At 66.3% G+C, this 19,741-nt stretch carries 19 protein-coding genes; 5 read left to right on the forward strand and 14 right to left on the reverse strand.

The features are described from left to right. Positions 1-100 precede the first annotated feature (100 nt). Both ACQR10_RS24770 and ACQR10_RS24775 read left to right on the forward strand, forming a co-directional pair. A complete protein-coding gene (locus ACQR10_RS24770) occupies positions 101-1,477 on the forward strand; it encodes a lipopolysaccharide biosynthesis protein (RefSeq protein WP_315804744.1) in 1,377 nt (458 codons plus the stop codon). A 164-nt stretch (positions 1,478-1,641) separates the two neighbouring features. Then, positions 1,642-2,301: a L,D-transpeptidase gene (locus ACQR10_RS24775; RefSeq protein WP_315804743.1), complete on the forward strand. Its 660-nt coding sequence runs from the start codon at positions 1,642-1,644 to the stop codon at positions 2,299-2,301. A gap of 15 nt (positions 2,302-2,316) precedes the next feature. Here the strand turns inward: ACQR10_RS24775 and ACQR10_RS24780 are convergent, their stop codons facing one another. From ACQR10_RS24780 to ACQR10_RS24815, 8 genes are all read right to left on the reverse strand, one after another. Continuing rightward, positions 2,317-2,568 (reverse strand): SemiSWEET transporter, encoded by a 252-nt coding sequence (locus tag ACQR10_RS24780; RefSeq protein ID WP_006614646.1) that lies wholly within the window; start codon positions 2,566-2,568, stop codon positions 2,317-2,319. 112 nt (positions 2,569-2,680) lie between these two features. Next, positions 2,681-3,472, reverse strand: a complete 792-nt coding sequence (locus ACQR10_RS24785; RefSeq protein WP_315804742.1) for a 3-hydroxybutyrate dehydrogenase — start codon at positions 3,470-3,472, stop codon at positions 2,681-2,683. 4 nt (positions 3,473-3,476) lie between these two features. Further along, a complete protein-coding gene (locus ACQR10_RS24790; protein ID WP_316216486.1) occupies positions 3,477-4,652 on the reverse strand; it encodes a patatin-like phospholipase family protein in 1,176 nt (391 codons plus the stop codon). A 145-nt stretch (positions 4,653-4,797) separates the two neighbouring features. Then, entirely contained in the window at positions 4,798-5,313 is a 516-nt protein-coding gene (locus ACQR10_RS24795) for a CAP domain-containing protein (protein ID WP_315804740.1), read from the reverse strand. 445 nt (positions 5,314-5,758) lie between these two features. Next, entirely contained in the window at positions 5,759-6,796 is a 1,038-nt protein-coding gene (locus ACQR10_RS24800; RefSeq protein ID WP_315804739.1) for a sulfate/molybdate ABC transporter ATP-binding protein, read from the reverse strand. Next, positions 6,786-7,694: a sulfate ABC transporter permease subunit CysW gene (gene cysW / locus ACQR10_RS24805; protein ID WP_315804738.1), complete on the reverse strand. Its 909-nt coding sequence runs from the start codon at positions 7,692-7,694 to the stop codon at positions 6,786-6,788. Before cysW ends, ACQR10_RS24800 begins: the two co-directional genes overlap by 11 nt. A gap of 8 nt (positions 7,695-7,702) precedes the next feature. Beyond that, positions 7,703-8,539 (reverse strand): sulfate ABC transporter permease subunit CysT, encoded by an 837-nt coding sequence (gene cysT / locus ACQR10_RS24810; RefSeq protein ID WP_315804737.1) that lies wholly within the window; start codon positions 8,537-8,539, stop codon positions 7,703-7,705. 207 nt (positions 8,540-8,746) lie between these two features. Continuing rightward, positions 8,747-9,736 carry a sulfate ABC transporter substrate-binding protein gene (locus ACQR10_RS24815; RefSeq protein ID WP_434838584.1) on the reverse strand — a complete coding sequence of 330 codons (990 nt, stop codon included), beginning with the start codon at positions 9,734-9,736 and terminating at the stop codon, positions 8,747-8,749. A 293-nt stretch (positions 9,737-10,029) separates the two neighbouring features. Between ACQR10_RS24815 and ACQR10_RS24820 the strand changes: the two genes are divergently transcribed. After that, on the forward strand, positions 10,030-10,626 hold the full coding sequence (locus tag ACQR10_RS24820) for a hypothetical protein (protein WP_434863942.1): 597 nt from the start codon (positions 10,030-10,032) through the stop codon (positions 10,624-10,626). On the opposite strand, the gene ACQR10_RS24825 is transcribed toward ACQR10_RS24820, so the two are convergent. The 5 genes from ACQR10_RS24825 to cysG are packed head-to-tail and all read right to left on the reverse strand — an operon-like array spanning position 10,623 to position 15,261. After that, on the reverse strand, positions 10,623-11,348 hold the full coding sequence (locus tag ACQR10_RS24825) for a phosphoadenylyl-sulfate reductase (protein WP_316177279.1): 726 nt from the start codon (positions 11,346-11,348) through the stop codon (positions 10,623-10,625). The two genes, ACQR10_RS24820 and ACQR10_RS24825, sit on opposite strands and share 4 nt — an antisense overlap. Further along, positions 11,345-11,863 (reverse strand): DUF934 domain-containing protein, encoded by a 519-nt coding sequence (locus tag ACQR10_RS24830; RefSeq protein ID WP_316177277.1) that lies wholly within the window; start codon positions 11,861-11,863, stop codon positions 11,345-11,347. Before ACQR10_RS24830 ends, ACQR10_RS24825 begins: the two co-directional genes overlap by 4 nt. Next, a complete protein-coding gene (locus ACQR10_RS24835) occupies positions 11,850-13,505 on the reverse strand; it encodes a nitrite/sulfite reductase (RefSeq protein WP_316177275.1) in 1,656 nt (551 codons plus the stop codon). Before ACQR10_RS24835 ends, ACQR10_RS24830 begins: the two co-directional genes overlap by 14 nt. A 10-nt stretch (positions 13,506-13,515) precedes the next feature. Further along, complete coding sequence (locus tag ACQR10_RS24840; protein ID WP_316177273.1) at positions 13,516-13,830, reverse strand: DUF2849 domain-containing protein; 315 nt, start codon at positions 13,828-13,830, stop codon at positions 13,516-13,518. Further along, on the reverse strand, positions 13,831-15,261 hold the full coding sequence (gene cysG, locus ACQR10_RS24845) for a siroheme synthase CysG (RefSeq protein ID WP_434848576.1): 1,431 nt from the start codon (positions 15,259-15,261) through the stop codon (positions 13,831-13,833). A gap of 204 nt (positions 15,262-15,465) precedes the next feature. Between cysG and cysD the strand changes: the two genes are divergently transcribed. Both cysD and cysC read left to right on the forward strand, forming a co-directional pair. Then, on the forward strand, positions 15,466-16,290 hold the full coding sequence (gene cysD, locus ACQR10_RS24850) for a sulfate adenylyltransferase subunit CysD (RefSeq protein WP_316216480.1): 825 nt from the start codon (positions 15,466-15,468) through the stop codon (positions 16,288-16,290). Positions 16,291-16,305: 15 nt separating this feature from the next. Further along, positions 16,306-18,222 (forward strand): adenylyl-sulfate kinase, encoded by a 1,917-nt coding sequence (gene cysC / locus ACQR10_RS24855; protein ID WP_316216479.1) that lies wholly within the window; start codon positions 16,306-16,308, stop codon positions 18,220-18,222. Between the two features lie 297 nt (positions 18,223-18,519). Here cysC and ACQR10_RS24860 read toward each other — a convergent pair whose 3' ends face one another. After that, positions 18,520-19,503, reverse strand: a complete 984-nt coding sequence (locus ACQR10_RS24860; RefSeq protein WP_316216478.1) for a cytochrome-c peroxidase — start codon at positions 19,501-19,503, stop codon at positions 18,520-18,522. Positions 19,504-19,741 lie beyond the last annotated feature (238 nt).

Here is a 19,741-nt window from a genome sequence, read left to right on the forward strand (position 1 = left end):
CGCGCGACCGACGCGGCGCCGGTCCAACTCAATCTTAACGTTGCGTTGATAGGGAGGACCATCGCCGCCATCCGCGCGGCCGTGGAGCCGGACCCCCGCCGTGGCCGTGATGGATGCCCGCAATGACCCCGCACCGACCGGCCTCGCGGCCCGCCTGAAGGCGCGCTTGGCCGCGCTCGGCGGCAGCGGCGAGGCTTCGCTGACGCGCCGCCTCGCCGGCACCATCTTCCTGATCCGCGTGCTCAGCGCCGGCCTGGCCTATCTCAGCCAGATCCTGCTCGCGCGCTGGATGGGCGGCTCGGACTACGGCACCTACGTCTATGTCTGGACCTGGGTGCTGCTGCTCGGCAGCATGCTCGATGTCGGCATCGCCTCCTCGGCGCAGAAGATCATTCCGGACTACCGCACCTCGGGCCAGCAGGCGCTGCTGCGCGGCTTCCTCTCCGGCGGACGCTGGCTGACCTTGGCGACCTCCACGGCTGCCGCGCTGCTGCTCGCCGGCCTGGTCGCGCTGCTGTCGCCCTGGATCGACGCCGGCGAGCGCATGCCGCTCTATATCGGCTGTCTCACCCTGCCCGCCTTCGTCGTCGCCAACACCCAGGACGGCATCGCCCGCTCGCACGACTGGATGACGCTCGGGCTGATGCCGCAATTCATCATCCGCCAGACGCTGATCATCGGCTTCACCGCCGGCGCCGTCGTGCTCGGTCTCGATCTCGGCGCCACCGCGGCGATGGCCGCGAGCGCGGCCGCGGTGTGGCTCGCGATGCTCGGCCAGATGCTGGTGCTGAACGACAGGCTCCGCCTCCACATCGAACCGGGACCGAAGCAATATGATCTGCGCGGCTGGCTCGCGATCTCGCTGCCGATCCTCTTGGTCGAGAGCTTCTATCTGCTGCTGTCCTACACCGACGTGCTGGTGCTGCAGCAGTTCCGCTCTTCCGAGGAGGTCGGCATCTATTTCGCAGTGGTGAAGACGCTCGCGCTGGTGTCGTTCATCCACTACGCGATGTCGGCGACGACGGCGCATCGCTTCGCCGAATATCACGCGCTCGGCGACAAGGTGCGGCTGTCGGCCTATGTCGCGCATGCCATCAAGTGGACGTTCTGGCCGTCGCTCGCGGCGACGCTGGTGCTGCTCGCGCTCGGCAAGCCGCTGCTGTTTCTGTTCGGCGCGCAGTTCACCGCCGGCTACGACATCATGTTCATCGCCGCGATCGGCCTCGTCGTGCGCGCCGCGATCGGGCCGGTCGAGCGGCTCTTGAACATGCTGGGCCAGCAGCGCGCCTGCGCCATGGCCTATGCGGCGGCCTTCGTCATGAACCTCGTGCTCTGCATTCTGCTGGTGCCGCAGTTCGGCGGCCACGGCGCCGCGGCGGCGACCTCGCTGTCGCTGGCCTTCGAGACCGTGCTGCTGTTCCGGATCGTCAAGCAGCGGTTGGGGCTGCATGTCCTCGCCTTCGGCAAGGCATCTTGAGGAAACCATGTTGACGCATCTGTTGCGTCATCTTGTCCTCGTCTTGTCGGAACTGCGAGCGCAGCGCGCCGCGCGCGGCGATCACGCAAGTGTTGGGTGCAACGCCTTGATATTGGCGCGATCCTCCAGGCACATGATTTGATCGCGCGCTGGGGGAGAATGAGATGTCGAGACTGGGGGTCGCACTCTCGCTGGCCGGAACCGTGATGCTGGCCGGCTGCATGGAAGCGACGCTGTCGCCGACGTCGGACGCGGCGTTGACGCCGCGCGACCGCCAGTTGCTGTCGCGCGCGCCTTATGCCGAGGCGCAGATCCCGCAACAGTTCCAGCGGCACATCGTCGACTACACAAGGCAGGAGCAGCCGGGCACGATCGTCGTCGATACCGATGCGCGCTTCCTGTACTACGTTCTGCCGGACCGCAAGGCGATCCGCTACGGCGTCGCCGTCGGCGAGGAGGCGATGGCGTTCTCCGGCGTCGCCACGGTCGGCAAGCTCGCCGAATGGCCGGACTGGGTTCCGACCGCCGACATCCAGGCGCGCCTCGGGCCGTATCCCAAGCGCGTCGCCGGCGGCCCGGCGAATCCGCTCGGCGCCCGCGCGATCTATCTGTACGAGGGCAACAAGGACACCCTGTACCGCATCCACGGCACCAACCAGCCCGAATATATCGGCCAGGCGATCTCGTCGGGCTGCATCCGCATGACCAACACCGACGTCGCCGACCTCTACACCCACGTCCAGCTCGGCTCGACCGTGGTCGTGCTGCCTCCGGGCCAGAGCGTCGCCTCCACCACCCCGAACGTCTTCGCGCGCCGTAGCTGATCGGCTGGCGTCCCGCTAGCCGTAGCGCAGCTTCAAGCCGAGGATCGCCGCCACCAGGCCGAGCGTGATGGCGTTGGCGACGACCAGCGGCAGATCGCTGATCAGCGCGCCGTACAGCAGCCACATCGAGTTGCCGGTGGTCTGCAGCACGAACATGCCCATCGAGATGTCATGGGTCGAGCGCGAGCGCCAGGCCTTGATGACCTGCGGCAGGAACGAGCATGTGGTGCAGGTGGCGGCGCCGAGGCCGATGATGGTGGTCAGCAAGGTGAGGTCCGTGGGCGTGCGTCCAAGAGAAGCACGCTTGTAGAACGGACCGCGCCGAAGCGAAACCCGCCTCGGCGCGAAACTGGCGCTTTGTCCGGCGCTTGCGCGGCGATCAAGCCGCGGTCCAGCCGCCGTCGATCGACAGATTGGTGCCGGTGATCTGAGCCGCATCGTCACCGCACAGGAACAGCGCCAGCGCCGCGACCTGCTCGGATGTCACGAACTCCTTGGTCGGCTGCGCCGCCAGCAGCACGTCGTTGATGACCTGCTCCTTGGTGAGGTTGCGCGCTTTCATCGTGTCCGGAATCTGCTTCTCGACCAGCGGCGTCCACACATAGCCCGGCGAGATGCAGTTGCAGGTGATCTTGAAGGTCGCGAGCTCGAGCGCCACGGTCTTGGTCAGGCCGGCAATGCCGTGCTTGGCCGAGACATAGGCCGACTTGAACGGCGAGGCGACCAGCGAGTGCGCGGACGCCGTGTTGATGATGCGGCCCCAGCCGCGCTTCTTCATGCCGGGCACCGCCGCGCGGATGCCGTAGAACGCCGAGGAGAGGTTGATCGCGATGATCTGCTCCCACTTCTCCGGCGGGAAGTCCTCGACCGGCGAGACGAACTGGATACCGGCATTGTTGACGAGGATGTCGACCGCGCCGAACGTGGTCTCGCCGAGCGCGATCATGCCGGCGATCTCGGCCGGCTTGCTCATGTCCGCCGGCGAGTGCACGGCCTTGACCTTGTAGTCGCTCTCGATCGCCGCCCGCTCCTTCTCGATATCGGCAGGCGCGCCGAAGCCGTTGAGCACGATGTTGGCGCCGGCGGAGGCGAAGGCGCGTGCATAGGCCAGCCCGATGCCGCTGGTCGAGCCGGTCACGACCGCGGTCTTGCCCTTCAGATTCGTCGTCATTGCTTCACTCCTTCTTGGCGGCAGCGGGACTGCCGTCCTGCGTGAGATCGTAGGTGACCATGGTCTCGCCGGACTGCGGCCGCTGCAGCCAGTCCTTGTGGCGCATCGACTGGTGGACGTCGCGCACGCCCGCCTCCCAATGCTCGACCATCGCGACATGGGAGAAGTCGTAGTCCTTCGATGAGCTCTCGTAGCTCTTGCTGCGATAGATCAGGTGCACCACCGTCACCGTGTTCTCCTGCGCCGCCTTGCACAGGATCTCGAGCGACGGATCGTTGCGCAGCTCGTCCGGCAGCCGGGCGTAGAGCTCGCGCAGCGCCTTGCGCGTGTTGTGGATCATGCGGTTCTTGTCGGTGTTCATCCGCGTCCGGCTGGAATAGCGAATGTCCTTCTCGCGCTCCGCGGCCTCCAGCAGCGTTCGCGGCAGATCGCCGCGCGCGGAGAACAGATCGACCTGGAAGATCAAGAGATCACGATCGGTCTCGGTGTCGAGCACGTAGTCGAGCGGCGTGTTGGAGGCGATGCCGCCGTCCCAATAGTGCTCGCCGTCGATCTCGACCGGCGGAAAGCCCGGCGGCAGCGCGCCCGAGGCCATGATGTGCTCGGGCCCGATCCGCTTGCCCTGTTTCCTGAATTCGACATTGTCGAAATAGCTGAAATTCCCGGTGGTGACGCCGACGGCGCCGACGGAGAGCCGCGTCTTCAGATCGTTGATGCGGTCGAAATCCACCAGCCGCTCCAGGGTCCGCTTCAGCGGCGAGGTGTCGTAATAGCTGACCGATTGCGGCGTGCCCGACGGCCACAGCGGCGCCGGCGGAAAGCGCGGCGTGAAGAAGCCGGGCACGCCGAACGCTGCGATCAGCCCGGCGCTGACCTCGTTGAAGGCCGAGCGATGATGATCGCCATTGAGCAGCGGCTTCCACGGCACCGGCGACGACACCATCTCCCAGAATTCCTTCAGACGACCGATGCGTTTCTCGCGGTCGTTGCCGGCGATGATTGCGGCGTTGATGGCGCCGATCGAGATACCGGCGATCCATTCGGGCTCGAAATCAAAATGACACAGCGCCTGATAGGCGCCGGCCTGATAGGAGCCGAGTGCGCCGCCGCCCTGCAGGACGAGGACGCGTTGCGATTCGGCGGGAGTTGCAGGCAGCGGGGGAAATGGATGTTGCGTCATTACTGCGGTCATTAGCAAAGCAAGGCGCCACCGTGGCGTCACTTCGCGGTGACGTCAATCCACCCCCAGGGATAGCACCCTGCACCGGGACGCGTGTCGGCGTCGAGCGCGCCTCCGCTGCACAGGCCCGGAGCGGGCCTGCCCGTTATGACGGCTTCTTGCCGTCCGGCGCGGCGAGGATCATGGTCCAGAACACCTTGTACTTGGTGTTCGGAGCATAGCTCGCGGCGATGCCTATTTTTGTGACACCGCTCTTGAGCATGTTGGCGCGGTGGGGCGGCGAGTCGCGCCAGCCGGAAAACGCTTCCGCCAGCGTGTGATAGCCGGCCGACACGTTCTCGACCGCGACGGTGGCGTCGTAGCCCGCGCCGTTCAGCCGCTTGGCCAGCGGGGCGCGCACGTCATGATCGAGCTTGTTCTTGTCGGCCATCGCCTGCGACTGCGACTCCGCCAGCCGCATCAGCTCGGGATCGACCTCGACCGTGCCGAGCCCGTTGTTCTGGCGGTATTGCGAGATCATCGTCGCGGCAGCGACAGCATCGAGCTTGGCGCCTGCGACCGCCATGTCGGCATACATCGTCGGCGCCTGCACGACCGGCGTCTCGGCCGCGCAGCCGGCGAGCAGGAATGCCAAGGAGAAAGCGAGTGCCCGATGCTTCAATGAACCAGTCCCTATGCCGATACGAGAGGCGGGTTGTTGCACATCAACCGTGGCTGAAAGGTGAATCGGCGGTAAGTTCCGTCGGTACAATTGCGGCCATTCCGGCCGGTTACGGTTCGTTGACCATAAGAGCGGCGCGGTCAAGCCTGCCGGGTGGGACAAAGCCTCTTTAGCCCTGCCAATCGTGTGACGAGCAAGGCGCCCCAAAGCCGGTGTCGTCCCGGCCTCCGCGCCGGGACCCATAACCCCAGGGAGTGGTTCGAGGCAGGCGGGACGACCAGCCGTTTCTAGCCGCGACATCACCCGGTATGGGGTCCCGGCGTTCGCCGGGACGACAGCGGAGGCTACGGCGCGCAGCTGCGCCAATTAGGACGTTGCCGGGCTTCCTGTTTGGCCGACTGTCTTGGACCAACTACCTATAGTCGGGGCTGAGCTCAGCGTGTCGTCACCCGCCCGCAAAAATCCGATAGTGCCGTGGCTTCAATCCGACCCGTTCGCCGATGCGGAGGTCGCGGTCGCGTGGCGCGTCGATCTCGATGGTGGATCCCTCCGTCAGCGCGATCTCGGCGCGCTGCACCGGGCCGAAGCTGCGGACGTGGGTCACGGCACCATGCAGCGTGCCGCTGTCAGCCGGACCGATCAGCATGTCGTGACGACGCACGAACAGAGTGGACGCGCCCGCGGCATCGCCAGGCGCAGCAATGTCCAGCGGCCGTCCGTTCAGATGCACGGCGCCGCCGGTGATCTCCACCGGCAGCATGATCGACTCGCCGATGAAGCCGTGGACGAAGGCGGTCGCCGGCGCGTCATAGACGTCGCTCGGCGAGCCGACCTGCTCGATGCGGCCCTTGTCCATCACCACCACGCGGTGCGCGACCTCGAGCGCCTCCTCCTGGTCGTGGGTGACGAAGATCGAGGTGACGTTGATGGAGTGATGCAGGGTGCGCAGCCATTGCCGCAGCTCCTTGCGTACCTTGGCATCGAGCGCGCCGAACGGCTCGTCGAGCAGGAGGATGCGCGGCTCGATCGCGAGCGCGCGCGCCAATGCGATGCGCTGGCGCTGGCCGCCGGAGAGCTGGCTCGGATAGCGGTCGGCGAGCCAGTCGAGCTGGACGAGATCGAGCAGCTCCTTCACGCGCGCGCGGATCTCGGCCTCGCTCTTGCGGATGCGGCGCGGCTGCACGCGCAGGCCGAAGGCGACGTTCTCGAACACGTTCATGTGCCGGAACAGCGCGTAGTGCTGAAACACGAAGCCGACGTGGCGCTCGCGCGCGCCGCGATCGAGCGCGCTCTCTCCGTCGAACAGGATCTCGCCGGAGTCGGGCCATTCCAGCCCCGCGATGATGCGCAGCAGGGTCGTCTTGCCCGATCCGGACGGTCCGAGCAGCGCCAGCAATTCGCCGTCAGCGACCTTGAGATCGACGCCGTCGAGCGCCTTGAAGGTGCCGAACGTCTTGACGACACCCCTGACTTCAATGGTCACGCGGACCTCCCTCATCGAGTTGCCGTTCGAGGACGGTTTTGACGACCAGCGTGATCAGCGCGAGCATCGCCAGCAGCGAGGCGATCGCGAACGAGGCGACCATCTGGTATTCGTTGTAGAGGATCTCGACCAGCAGCGGCATCGTGTTGGTCTCGCCGCGGATGTGGCCGGACACGACCGAGACGGCGCCGAACTCGCCCATCGCACGTGCGTTGCAGAGAAGCACGCCGTACAGCACGCCCCATTTGATGTTCGGTAAGGTGACGCGGAAGAAGGTCTGCAGGCCGGACGCGCCGAGCGAGACCGCCGCCTCCTCTTCCTGCGTGCCCTGCTCCTGCATCAGCGGAATCAGCGCGCGAGCGACGAACGGGAACGTCACGAACACGGTCGCGAGCGCGATGCCGGGAAAGGCGAACAGGATCTGCAGGCCATGGCGCTGCATCCATGGACCGAAGAAACCCTGCGCGCCGAACAACAGCACGAACACGAGGCCCGAGATCACCGGGCTCACCGAGAACGGCAGATCGATCAGGGTGATCAGGAACGTCTTGCCCGGGAAGTCGAACTTGGCGATCGCCCAGGCGGCGCACAGGCCGAACACGAGATTGGTCCCGACCGAGACCAGCGCCACCAGCAGGGTGAGGCGGATCGCGTCCCACGCCTCGGCATCGGCGAGCGCGCTGAAATAGGCCGCGATGCCCTTGCCGAACGCTTCCACGAACACGACGATCAGCGGCAGCACCACGAACACCGACAGGAACGCCAATGCCAGCGTCGTGATGACGATGCGGACCAGGCGCGGCTCGGTACGCGGATCGGGTCGGCCGGCCTGCGCGACGCGCCGGCTGGTCGCGGACGATGCCACGGACGGCGCCTGCAGGGTCATCTCCACGCTCATGTCGGGTCCTAGTTCAAGGGCGCCCGGCTCTGCGCCCAGCGCTGCAACCGGTTCACGGCAAAGATGATCAGGAACGCCACGACGAGCATCACCACCGCGATCGCGGTGGCATCGGCGTAGCGGAATTCGGACAGCCGGATCACGATCAGCAGCGGCGCGATCTCGGAGACGTTCGGCAGATTGCCGGCGATGAAGATCACCGATCCGTACTCGCCGACCGCGCGCGCAAAGGCGAGTGCGAAGCCAGTGAGCAGCGCCGGCGTCAAGCTCGGCAGGATCACGCGGGCCACGATCTGCCAGCGCCCGGCGCCGAGGCTCGCCGCCGCCTCCTCGATCTCCGGATCGAGATCGATCAGCACCGGCTGCACGGTGCGGACGACAAAGGGGATGCCGATGAAGATCATCGCAACGAAGATGCCGAGCGGCGTGAACGCCACCTTGATGCCCATTGCGGCGAGCGGCGCGCCGAGCCAGCCCTTCTGGGTGAACAGCGCCGTCAGCGCCACGCCCGCCACAGCGGTCGGCAGCGCAAAGGGAACGTCGACGATCGCATCGAACAGGCGGCGCCCCGGAAAGCGGTAGCGCACCAGCGCCCACACGACGATGGTGCCCATCACCAGGTTCACGCAGGCCGCGGCGAAGGCGAGTCCGAACGAGATCTTGAGCGCGCTCAAGGTGCGCCGGCTGGTGACGATGCCCCAGAACTGGTCGAGGCTGAGATCAGTCGAGCGGACGAACAGTCCCGCCAGAGGAATCAGAACGATCAGCGACAGCCAGGTCAGCGTCAGTCCCATGGTGAGACCAAAGCCCGGCAAGGTGCTGCGGCGTGGTGCAAGTACGTTCAAAAAAAGGCCTGGTCCGTTGATGATCAGTGTCGATAGTCGGTGTCCGCCCGCGGCCCCCCGTCTCGTCTTGTCGATCGAGACCGGGGACAGCGTCTCACGCGCAATGTCGCAGATTGCCGCAACACCAGCTTACTGCCTTCGTTTTTTCTGCCTTGCCGTCGAGGCCGTAGCAGACCGGCGGTCACCAACTCGTTCCCTATGATTCGATCAATTCTTGTAGATTTGATCGAAGATCCCGCCTTCCGCAAAGTGTTCCTTCTGAGCCTTGGTCCAGCCGCCGAACACCTCGTCGATGGTGAACAGCTCGACCTTGGCAAAGTCAGCCTCATGCTTCTTCGCGACCTCAGGATCGCGCGGACGGTAGGAGTTGCGTGCGGCAATTTCCTGACCTTCCTTTGTATACCAGTATTTCAGGTAGGATTCAGCCACACTTCGCGTGCCCTTCTTGTCGGCCACCGAGTCGACCACCGCAACTGGCGGTTCGGCCAGGATGGAGAGCTGCGGCGCGACGATCTCGAACTTGTCCTTGCCGAACTCACGCAGGGCCAGATGCGCCTCGTTCTCCCAGGCAAGCAGAACGTCGCCGACCCCGCGCTCCACGAAGGTCACGGTGGCGCCGCGGGCGCCGGTATCGAGCACAGGGACGTGCTGATAGAGGTCGCCGACGAACTGCTTGGCCTTGTCGGCCGAGCCGAACTTCTTCAGCGCATAGCCCCAGGCGGCCAGGTAGTTCCAGCGCGCGCCGCCGGATGTCTTCGGATTGGGCGTGATGACGTCGACGCCCTTCTTGAGCAGATCGTCCCAGTCCTTGATGCCCTTGGGATTGCCTTTGCGCACCAGGAAAACGATGGTCGAAGTGTAGGGCGATGCATTCTGCGGCAGCCGCTTCTGCCACTCCTTGTCGAGCAGCCCCCTGCCGGCGATCGCGTCGATGTCATAGGCAAGCGCCAGAGTCACGACATCGGCCTGCAGCCCGTCGATGACGCTGCGGGCCTGCGCGCCGGAGCCGCCATGCGACTGCTTGACCTCGACGCTCTTGCCGGTCTCCTTCTGGTAGGCGGCCGAAAATGCCTTGTTGAACTCGACATAGAGCTCACGGGTCGGGTCGTAGGAGACGTTGAGCAGGGTGATGTCGGCCGCATAGGCCGAGCCTGCCCATGCCAGTCCCGCGACCACAGCCAGAACACGCCGCATCATTCGAGCACTCCATTTCCAGGCCCCGCGATGTTGCAGGCGCGCACGCCAGATCGCCGGATGTGCACGTCAGAGTCAACGAAAGCGGATTTTCTTGTTTCCGGCAGGACATGGGCATTTTGCTATGAAGCGCCGCGCAACGGAATTGGCATTCTTTGCCGCGACACATTGCCGTCATCGGCGCGCTGGTGACCACGATAGGGCGCGATCTCGAAAAGATTGCAACAGGGCGAGGCTTGACATTGTTCACTTTATGTTCGCAAAATAGCCGGCAACCTCAGCAGGAGAACAGAGCGGTGGCAACGAGGGACGTGATCGACGGGAGCGCACTCGCACGCTGGCTGAAGCTGGCCATCATGACAATCGTGTTGCCCGCTTTCCCCGCTCTGCTGGTGATGTCCACGGTCGCCCGGGCCGACGATCGGACCGGCTTCCGGGTCGGCGAGATCGACGGCGGCCCGGTTGCCCGGATCGACGTTCGGCTAAAGACGAAGAAATATCCGGGAATGCTGCGCTGCCTCGATCAATCCATAGCGCTCTATATCGTCGACCGCGATGGTGCTGTCCCTCCGCCTCTCCGCAATCTCAAGGACAGGCCCGCGGAATTGCAGGATGCCAAGCAGCGCACGCTGAAAGCGTCTGCGACCTATCTGCCCGGCAAGACGGAGAAGGACGGCGTCATGCTGTTCAAGGTTGAGGGGCTTAAGGCCTCGTCTTTCGCAGGCACCGGATTGATGCTCTGGGATCTCGCGCCGCCTGACTCTGCAGATCTCAGCGCGACCGCCGACAAGATCATATGGGCGGACACTGTGACCAACTTCACCTTTGTGATCCGGGCCGACAACGGCGAACAAGTGTTACCGACGGTCCTGAAATCCTGTGGTGTCTCTTAGCTCGACGACGTCACCACCGTGTGGATGCCGCATTCCGTCTTGCCGCGGCCCCGCCAGCGTCCGGCGCGGTCGTCCTCGCCGGTGTCGGAGCGGCTGGTGCAGGGCATGCAGCCGATCGAACGGAAGCCGGCGGCCATGAGCGGATGCTGCGGCAGGTTCGCGGAGCGATAGATGTCCGCGATGTCTTCGCGGGTGACATTGGCGAACGGGTTGAACTTCGCCCGGGCGCCGTCCTGCTCGACGACTTGAATCGCGGCACGCAGGCCGCCCTGGAAACGCTTGCGGCCATTGATCCAGGCCGTAAACGGCGCCAGCGCGCGCGCCAGCGGCTCGACTTTGCGGATCCGGCAGCAGGCGTCGGGGTCGGAGAACCACAGCTCGTTGTCGGCGTCCTCGCGCTTCAGTGCTGCGGCATCCGGCTTGATCGAGCGCACGTCGCGCAGGCCGAGGAGCTCGATCAGCTGGTCGCGATAGGCGAGCGTCTCTGCGAACATGTGCCCGGTGTCGAGGAAGATCACCGGAATCGCCGGATCGACATCGGCCGTGACCTTCAGCAGCGCCGCCGACTCCGTGCCGAACGACGACACCACGGCGAGCCGCTCGCGCCCGATCGCCCCGAGAGCGGCAGCAATGATCTCCTGCGGCGCAGCGGTGCGCAACGCGGCGTCGAGCGCCGCGACTGGGATCTCCGCAACGGAAGGCGATGCAGCCAGCGTGCTCACAGCCCGGCACTCTCCGAATGGCGCAGTTGCAGGCGCTGATGCAGCGCGGAGATCCGGCCGTCGCCGGCCGGCTGGTAGAACACCGAATAGCGCTTCACGGTCTCGGTGAAGGCCTCGGCGTCGGCCTGCTTCTTGACCTCGAAGGCGTCGAAGCCGGCGCGCAGCATGAACACGAACTGGTCGCGCAGCACCTGGCCCGTCGCGCGCAGCTCGCCGCGATAGCCATAGCGCTCGCGCAACAGACGCGCCTGGGTATAGGCGCGGCCGTCGCGGAAGCTCGGAAACACCAGCGCGACCAGCGCAAGGCGATCGAGGTATGGCACGAGATCGTCGACATCGCGATTGTTCGGCCAGATCACGCCGAGCTTGCCGGGGGCGCGGCTGACCAGCGCGTCGGGGCCGGCGAGGAAGCGCGTCTCCGGGACGAGGATCGCACCCTCTGCCGGCAGCTCGGCATCGTCGGTGATGCGGACGAACGCGTCCGCGATGATGTGTCCGCCCTTAACGAGTGGCATAAACCCGCTCCCTGAATGGTTCGACCCCGAGCCGCTTCACCGTGTCGACGAACAGCTCCTCAGGGTGCGCGCGCAGCGCAAGATAGGCTTCGACGATGTCCTCGACGACATCGGCCACTTCGGCATAGGGCACCGCGGGTCCGATCAGGGTGCCGAGCGCGGCGCCCTCGTCGGCACGGCCGCCGATCGTGATCTGATAGAATTCCTCGTTGTTCTTCTCGACGCCGAGGATGCCGATATGGCCGACATGGTGGTGGCCGCAGGCATTGATGCAGCCGGAGATGTTGATGTGCAGCCGGCCGATCAGGTTCGCCGTGTCGTGGTTGGCGAAGCGCCGCGTGATCTCCTGCGCGATCGGAATCGAGCGGGCGTTCGCCAGCGAGCAGTAGTCGAGCCCAGGGCAAGCGATGATGTCGGAGACGAGATTGACGTTGGGGATGGCGAGCCCGATCGCCTCGAGCGCCTTCCACACCGCCGGCAGATCACGCTTGCGGACATGCGGCAGCGCCAGGTTCTGCTCATGGCCGACGCGGATCTCGCCGAACGAGTATTTGTCGGCGATGTCGGCCAGCGCATCCATCTGGTCGGCGGTCGCATCGCCCGGCGGCTTGCCGATCGGCTTCAGCGACACGGTGACGATCGCATAACCCTGCACCTTGTGCGAGACCACCGAGTTCTTGCGCCAGGCCTCGAACTTCTGATCATGCGCGGCCTGCCTGAGCTCGTCCGGCATTGCTGGCTGCGTCTCATAGGCCGGATAGAAGAAGCGCGAGCGGATGTCCTCGACGATGCCGTCGTCCAGCTTGAGCACGCCGTCACGGATCTGCTGCCACTCCTCCTCGACCTCGGCCGCGAACTTCTCGATGCCGAGCTCATGGACCAGGATCTTGATGCGCGCCTTGTAGATGTTGTCGCGGCGGCCGTACTGGTTGTAGACGCGCAGGATCGCCTCGACATAGCTCAGGATGTCATGGCCGTGCACGAACGGCTTGACCGTCTTGGCGATGAAGGGCGAGCGTCCCAGGCCGCCGCCGACCAGCACCTCGAAGCCGGTCTCGCCCTGCTCGTTCTTCAGAAGCCGCAGGCCGATGTCGTGGATCTTGATCGCGGCGCGGTCGTGCTCGGACGCCGTGATCGCGATCTTGAACTTGCGCGGCAGGAATGAGAATTCCGGATGAAGCGTCGTGAACTGGCGCAGCAGCTCGGCCCAGATCCTGGGATCCTCGATCTCGCCCGGCGCGACGCCGGCCCATTGGTCGGAGGTCACGTTGCGCATGTTGTTGCCGGAGGTCTGCATCGACTGGATGCCCACTTCCGCCAGATCGGCCATCGCATCCGGCAGCTCGGCGAGCTTGATCCAGTTGAACTGGATGTTCTGCCGCGTCGTGAAGTGGCCATAGCCGCGATCGTAGCGCCGCGCGACATGCGCCAGCCTGCGCAGCTGGTTCGACGCCAGCGTGCCATAGGGGATGGCGACACGGTACATGTAGGCGTGCAGCTGCAGATAGACGCCGTTCTGCAGCCGCAGCATCTTGAACTCGTCCTCGGACAATTCGCCCGAGAGGCGCCGCTTCACCTGGTCGCGGAATTCGGCGACGCGCTCGTTGACCAAAGTGCGGTCGATTTCGTCATAAGCATACATGACAGGGCCTTCAGGCTTGAGCCGGGAGCGCGATGGAGGCGCCCGTCAGCCGGATGTGTTCGCGCATGTTGCCGGGCTTGACCGCACCGTCGGCGCTCACCTCGACCGGGGCGATGTAGGGACCGATCGCACCGAGATCGTCGGCCACCGCTTCGGTCAGCAGGGCGCGCGCCTCGTCGGCGGTGCGCACGATGGCCGCATCGGAGAGCTCATCCGACCAGCTCTTGGCGCCGGTGCGGTAGATCACCGCGCCGTCCCAGGTCCGGTTCGCGGTGATGATCGAGGGACCGGCGATCTTGATCTTCTGTTGCAGCGGGGAGGTCATTCAGACGGGTTCCAGGAGTTGTGCGATCACGCCACTGAGAGTCTGCTGACGCCACGGCGCGGAGTGCGCCACGACGTCGCCGATGATGAGGATGGCCGGGCCGCCATCGATTTGGCCGACGAGATCCGGCAACTGATCGAGCATGCCGACCGCGGCCTGCGCATCGGGGCGCGTCACCTTGGCGAACACGCCGACCGGCGTCTGCGGCGAGCGGCCGGCGGCGAGGAGCCCCGCGCGCACCGCCGGCGCCGCGGTCATGCCCATATAGACGACGACGGTCATCTTGGTGTCGGTCAGCGCAGACCAGTCGACCGCCTCGGCATCGCGCTCCTTGTGCGCGGTGAGGAAGGTGATGCGCAGCGCTTTGCTGCGGAAGGTCAAGGGCACCTCGAACTGCGCGGCGGCGCCGAGGCCGGCGGTGATGCCGGGCACGATGGTGTAGGACACGCCCGCCTTGCGCAGCGCGTCGACCTCCTCGCCGCCACGGCCGAACACGAAGCAATCGCCGCCCTTCAGCCGGACCGCGCGCTTGCCCTCGCGCGCCGCCTCGATCAAGAGCTTGTTGACGGCATCCTGGCCGATGCCGGGCTTGCCGACCCTGCGGCCGACCGGCACGCGCGAAGCATCGCGGCGAATGCGGTCGAGAATCTCGGGTGTGACGAGCTCGTCGTAGTACACGACGTCGGCGTCCTGCAGCGCCCGCAGCGCCTTGATGGTCAGAAGATCGGGATCGCCCGGACCGGCGCCGACCAGGGTCACATGCCCGTTGCTGCGGCCGGCATGATCGGCGCCCGCAAAAGCACTGGGATCGGCAATGCCGTGCAGCGCCGCCTCGGCCTCCTGCTTGCGCCCCGCCAGCACCAGCGCGCCGATCGGGCCGTCGACGATGCGCTCCCAGAAGCGGCGGCGCAGCGGCATCTCCGCAATCAGCGGATTGATGGTCTTGCGGAAGTCGCCGATGAAGCCCGCGAGCTCGCCGATCCGCGCCGGCAGCAGCGCCTCGATGCGCTCGCGCACGCGGCGTGCCACGACGGGCGACGAGCCGCCGGTGCCGATCGCCACGACGACATCGCCGCGATCGACGATCGCCGGAAAGATGAAGCTGGAATGCGCGAGGTCGTCCATCACGTTGACGGGCAGACCGACGCTGCGTGCCTGCGCCGACATCGCCACGCCGATGTCGCCGGCGCCCGCGCACAGCACGGCGATGACGCCAGTGAGATCGGCGCTCAGCGGGTCGCCTTCGGCGCGCTCGATCTGGCCGTGCTCATCGCGCAGACCCGCGAGATCGAAGTCGCCGTCGGTGGCGAACCAACGAATCCGCGCGCCCGCGGACAGCAACACGCGAAGCTTGGCGCGCACGAGCTCGCCCGCGCCGATCAGCAGCACGGGGCCGGTCTTCAGGTCGAGAAACACCGGCAGATATTGCATTGCGTTCTTCAGCTTCGGCACTTCGGGGTTGACTGGAATTATTTTCTATATAAGTGTCTCGCCTACGACGTAAAGAGAAAATTATTCCTTGGCTTCGCCATAGAATTTTCTCCCAGGCAGGCGATGGCTGATAGCATGCACATTCTCACCAACGACGTTTCCAGAGATCGGTTGCCCTCCTCCGAGATCGAGCAAGCATCTTCCATGCCGCGCGTCCTCAACGCCGCGCCGACGATGGACCATCTCGATGAGCTGGAGGCGCAGAGCATCTACATCCTTCGCGAGGCCTTTGCACGGCTGAAGAAGCTGGCGCTGCTGTGGTCGCTGGGAAAAGATTCCAACGTGATGATCTGGCTGGCGCGCAAGGCGTTCTTCGGCCGCGTGCCGTTTCCGGCCATGCATGTCGATACGGCCAAGAAGTTTCCGGAGATGTACGCCTTCCGCGACACCTACGCGAAGGAATGGGGCCTGGACCTGAAGATCGAGCCGTGCCCGCCGATCGATGCCGTCGATCCGACCTTGCCGCCCGCGGCGCGCTCGGCTGCGCGCAAGACCGAAGGCCTGAAGATGGCGCTCGCCAAGCACGGCTTCGATGGCCTGATCGCCGGCATCCGCCGTGACGAAGAGGCGACGCGCGCCAAGGAGCGCGTGTTCTCGCCGCGCGGCGCCGAAGGCCATTGGGACGTGCGCGACCAGCCGCCGGAATTCTGGGATCACTTCAACGCCTCGCCGCCGCAGGGCGCCCACTTGCGCATCCATCCGATCCTGCATTGGACCGAGGCCGACATCTGGGCCTACACGGCGCGGGAGAACATCCCGATCATCCCGCTGTACCTGTCGAAGAACGGCAAGCGCTATCGCTCGCTCGGCGACCAGGACATCACCTTCCCCGTCGCGTCCAACGCCTCGAACATCCCCGAGATTCTCGCCGAGCTCGAAAGCACCAAGGTGCCCGAGCGCGCCGGACGCGCGCTCGACCACGAGACCGAGGACGCCTTCGAGCGGCTGCGCGTCGCCGGCTATCTGTGAGCGGAGCCTGAGGCAATGAACATGAGAGTCCCGGCCGCCGCTCCCGCCACACCGAACGGCACCACCCGTCCCCAGGTCCGCATCGTGATCGTCGGCCATGTCGATCACGGCAAGTCGACCCTGGTCGGACGCCTGCTGCACGAGACCGGCAGCCTGCCCGAGGGCAAGCTCGAAATGCTGCAGGCCGTCTCGGCCCGCCGCGGCATGCCGTTCGAATGGTCGTTCCTGCTCGACGCGCTGCAGACCGAGCGCGACCAGGGCATCACCATCGACACCACGCAGATCCGCTTCCGCACCAATGCGCGCGAGGTCGTGCTGATCGACGCGCCCGGCCATGCCGAATTCCTGCGCAACATGATCACCGGCGCCGCGCAGGCCGACGGCGCGGTGCTGATCATCGACGCGCTCGAGGGCGTGCGCGACCAGACCCGCCGCCATGGCTATCTGCTGCATCTGCTCGGCGTGAAGCAGGTGGCGGTCGTCGTCAACAAGATGGACCGTGTCGATTTCGGCGAGGACCGCTTCGATGCGATCAAAGCCGAGATCTCGGCGCATCTCGAAGGCCTCGGCGTCAAGCCGGTCGCCGTGATCCCGATTTCCGCGCGCGACGGTGATGGCGTCGCCGCGCTAACGTCGCGGATCGGCTGGTACGACGGCCCGACCGTGGTCGAGGCGCTCGATGGGCTGGAGCCGGCCAAGCCGCTGTCGAGCCTGCCGCTGCGCCTGCCGGTGCAGGCGATCTACAAGTTCGACGATCGCCGCATCGTCGCCGGCCGCGTCGAGGCCGGGGAATTGCGCGCCGGCGACGAGATCGTGATCATGCCGGCCGGCAAGATCGCCAAGATCAAGACCGTCGAGGGCTGGCCGCAGACCCCCGTGACCACGCCGCAAGGCGCAGGCCGCTCGGTCGGCATCACCCTCGACCGCGAGCTGTTCATCGAGCGCGGCGACGTCATCGCCCATGTCGGCCGCGAGCCGCAGGCGGCGCGCCGGCTGCACGCCCGCATCTTCTGGCTGCACGACCAGCCGCTCGCCAAGGGCGACAACATCCTGGTCCGGCTCGGCACCCGCGAGGCGCGCGGCAGCGTGGTCGCGATCGAGAAAGCCGTCGATCCGGGCTCGCTGTCCAACGAGCAGAACGCGTCGATCGCGCGCAACCATGTCGGCGAGATCGAGATCGCGCTGACCCAGCCGGTCGCCGTCGATCCCTACACCGAGAATGCGCGCACCGGCCGCCTCGTCATCGAGGTGCAGGGCCGCATCGCCGGCGGCGGACTGGTGCTGTCGATCGCAGCCGGCAAGCGCGCCGCGCCGGTCGACATCATGCCGGTGGAATCGGCCCTGCAGCCGCAGGAGCGCGCCGACCGCTATCGCCACAAGGGCGCGGTGGTCTGGATGACCGGCCTGCCCGGCGCCGGCAAGTCGACCTTGGCGCGTGCGCTGGAGCGGCGGCTGTTCAGCCGCGGCGGCGCGCCCGTGCTGCTCGACGGCGACACCGTGCGCGCCGGCCTCAACAAGGATCTCGGCTTCACGCCGGAGGACCGCGCCGAGAACATCCGCCGCCTCGCCGAGGTCGCGACCCATCTCGCCCGCAACGGCCACATCGCGATCGTCGCCGCGGTGTCGCCGGCGCGCGAGGACCGCGCGGCTGCGCGCCGCGTGGCCGGCGACCTGTTCCGTGAGGTCTACGTCGCCACCGCCGCCGAGATCTGCGAGAGCCGCGACCCCAAGGGCCACTACGCCAAGGCCCGCGCCGGGGCCTTGCAGAACTTCACCGGCATCGGCACCGACTACGAGCCGCCGCTCGATGCGGAGCTAGTGATCGACACTGCCACGCGCGGGATCGCCGACGCCACCGACGAGCTCGAGGCGCTGCTGTCGCGAACGGGAGTGCTGTTCGACGATATCGCCGATCTCGGCGCCAACATCTAACAGCCCCAACCGCCCAGGCGGTGCGCTCCCTCTCCCGCTTGCGGGGGTGTCTCCGCAATTAAGGCTGCCCGAGGGGAGGCAGCCCCCACCCGGCGCTTCGCGCCGGCCCCCACCGCTCGGGCGAAGCGAAGCTTCACTCGACGGGAGAGGTGAAGTGAGCCCGCAGCTCCGCCGATTCAACTACCGGACGGCGCGCTCCAGACCGACAAAGACGTGGATGGCCGGGACAAGCCCGGCCATGACGATGTGGAAACAGACGGGCGCTAAACTGAAATCGTTATATGATCGCCCTGCCCGCTACAGCGCGCCGACATAGGCGGTGAGATCGTCGAGCTCGGCCTCGGTCGGCAGCCGCGTCTCCATCTTCTTGGCATAGAACTCCCACATCAGCTTGACGGCGTCGCGCAGCGAGGCCGTGCGGCCGTCGTGGAAATACGGCGCGGTCGACGCGGCCGCGTGCAGGGTCGGCACCTTGAACTTGCCGCCGGTGCCGATGTCGTCCTTGCTCTTCTTGTCGAAGCTCGGCAGTTGATGGCAGGTACCGCAGCCGCCGTCGCCGATATAGAGCTCATAGCCGCGCTTGACGGCCGCGCTCGCATCCTCCCGCGGCGTGCCGTCCTCCCTGACCTGCCAGTTCGCCGGATAGTTCAGCGTGCGCACATAGGCGACCAGCGCCGCCAAGGTCTCCGGCGACGGCTCCGGCCCCTTCATGCGGTTGACGATGATGCCGCGGATGCTGTCCTCCAGCGTCGGCGCCTGGCCGGCCCAGCCGAACACCGCACGCTCGCCGACGCCCCACAGCGTCGGCGTATTGCGGCCGTTGGGATCGCCGTCGGCGACCACGTCGAGGCCGACATAGGTCTTGTTGTTGGTGTGCCCGGTCGAGAAGTGACAGGTGGCGCAGGATGCCTTGCCGCCGCCGGAGAGGCTTGCGTCGTTGAACAGCTCCAGCCCCTTGGCGGCGAGCTCCACTTCGGAGAGCTGCGCGGGTGCCGCCACGGCCGCACCGACCGTAGTGGGCGAGGCCACCGGCTCCTCGGTCACGACAGGTGCTGAGGCCTTCGGCCTCCTCTTCGCCGCGGCCTGGCGGAGTCTCGGCCTGTACTCGGGCACGGCCGGGTGCGCGGATTTCGGCCTCAGCGCCGACGCGAGCATTTGCAGCAAGGTCGGCTTTTCCGGAGCCGCCGCAAGGTATGGCGCCGTCGACATGTCGGCGGCGAGGGCGGGCACGGCGAGCAGACCGAGGCACAGGACGATCGACCGCAGCCCAGTGAACGACATGATGCGTCTCCCCACACCCCGCTAGATGCAATTAGTTATCGATAGCCTTTACGTCCGAAGTGGGACTGTGCGGGGGCAATGAATCGGCGCGGGCGGGATCGAGCGACAGCATCGCGCCGGCCTGCAAGCGCCTCGCCGCCGTGCCGTCCGCAGCGCGGCCCGAAGTCGGCCTCGTGACGTGACGCGCGACATCGGGGCAGAGAGCGATCGCCGCAGCCAAGCGCGGGCACAGCCTGAC

It is taken from the genome of Bradyrhizobium sp. HKCCYLRH2060, assembly GCF_051168135.1.
Classification (GTDB): Bacteria; Pseudomonadota; Alphaproteobacteria; order Rhizobiales; family Xanthobacteraceae; genus Bradyrhizobium.

What these genes read in the sequence shown, in the direction of transcription:
- ACQR10_RS24840 (WP_316177273.1), bottom strand. Translation starts at nt 13,830, where the DNA reads ATGACCTCCCCGCTGCAACAGAAGATCAAGATCGCCGGTCCCTCGATC.
- ACQR10_RS24835 (WP_316177275.1), bottom strand. Translation starts at nt 13,505, where the DNA reads ATGTATGCTTATGACGAAATCGACCGCACTTTGGTCAACGAGCGCGTC.
- ACQR10_RS24830 (WP_316177277.1), bottom strand. Translation starts at nt 11,863, where the DNA reads ATGCCACTCGTTAAGGGCGGACACATCATCGCGGACGCGTTCGTCCGC.
- cysW (WP_315804738.1), bottom strand. Translation starts at nt 7,694, where the DNA reads ATGAGCGTGGAGATGACCCTGCAGGCGCCGTCCGTGGCATCGTCCGCG.
- ACQR10_RS24860 (WP_316216478.1), bottom strand. Translation starts at nt 19,503, where the DNA reads ATGTCGTTCACTGGGCTGCGGTCGATCGTCCTGTGCCTCGGTCTGCTC.
- cysG (WP_434848576.1), bottom strand. Translation starts at nt 15,261, where the DNA reads ATGCAATATCTGCCGGTGTTTCTCGACCTGAAGACCGGCCCCGTGCTG.
- ACQR10_RS24775 (WP_315804743.1), top strand. Translation starts at nt 1,642, where the DNA reads ATGTCGAGACTGGGGGTCGCACTCTCGCTGGCCGGAACCGTGATGCTG.
- ACQR10_RS24815 (WP_434838584.1), bottom strand. Translation starts at nt 9,736, where the DNA reads ATGATGCGGCGTGTTCTGGCTGTGGTCGCGGGACTGGCATGGGCAGGC.
- cysC (WP_316216479.1), top strand. Translation starts at nt 16,306, where the DNA reads ATGAACATGAGAGTCCCGGCCGCCGCTCCCGCCACACCGAACGGCACC.
- ACQR10_RS24785 (WP_315804742.1), bottom strand. Translation starts at nt 3,472, where the DNA reads ATGACGACGAATCTGAAGGGCAAGACCGCGGTCGTGACCGGCTCGACC.
- ACQR10_RS24790 (WP_316216486.1), bottom strand. Translation starts at nt 4,652, where the DNA reads ATGACGCAACATCCATTTCCCCCGCTGCCTGCAACTCCCGCCGAATCG.
- cysD (WP_316216480.1), top strand. Translation starts at nt 15,466, where the DNA reads ATGCCGCGCGTCCTCAACGCCGCGCCGACGATGGACCATCTCGATGAG.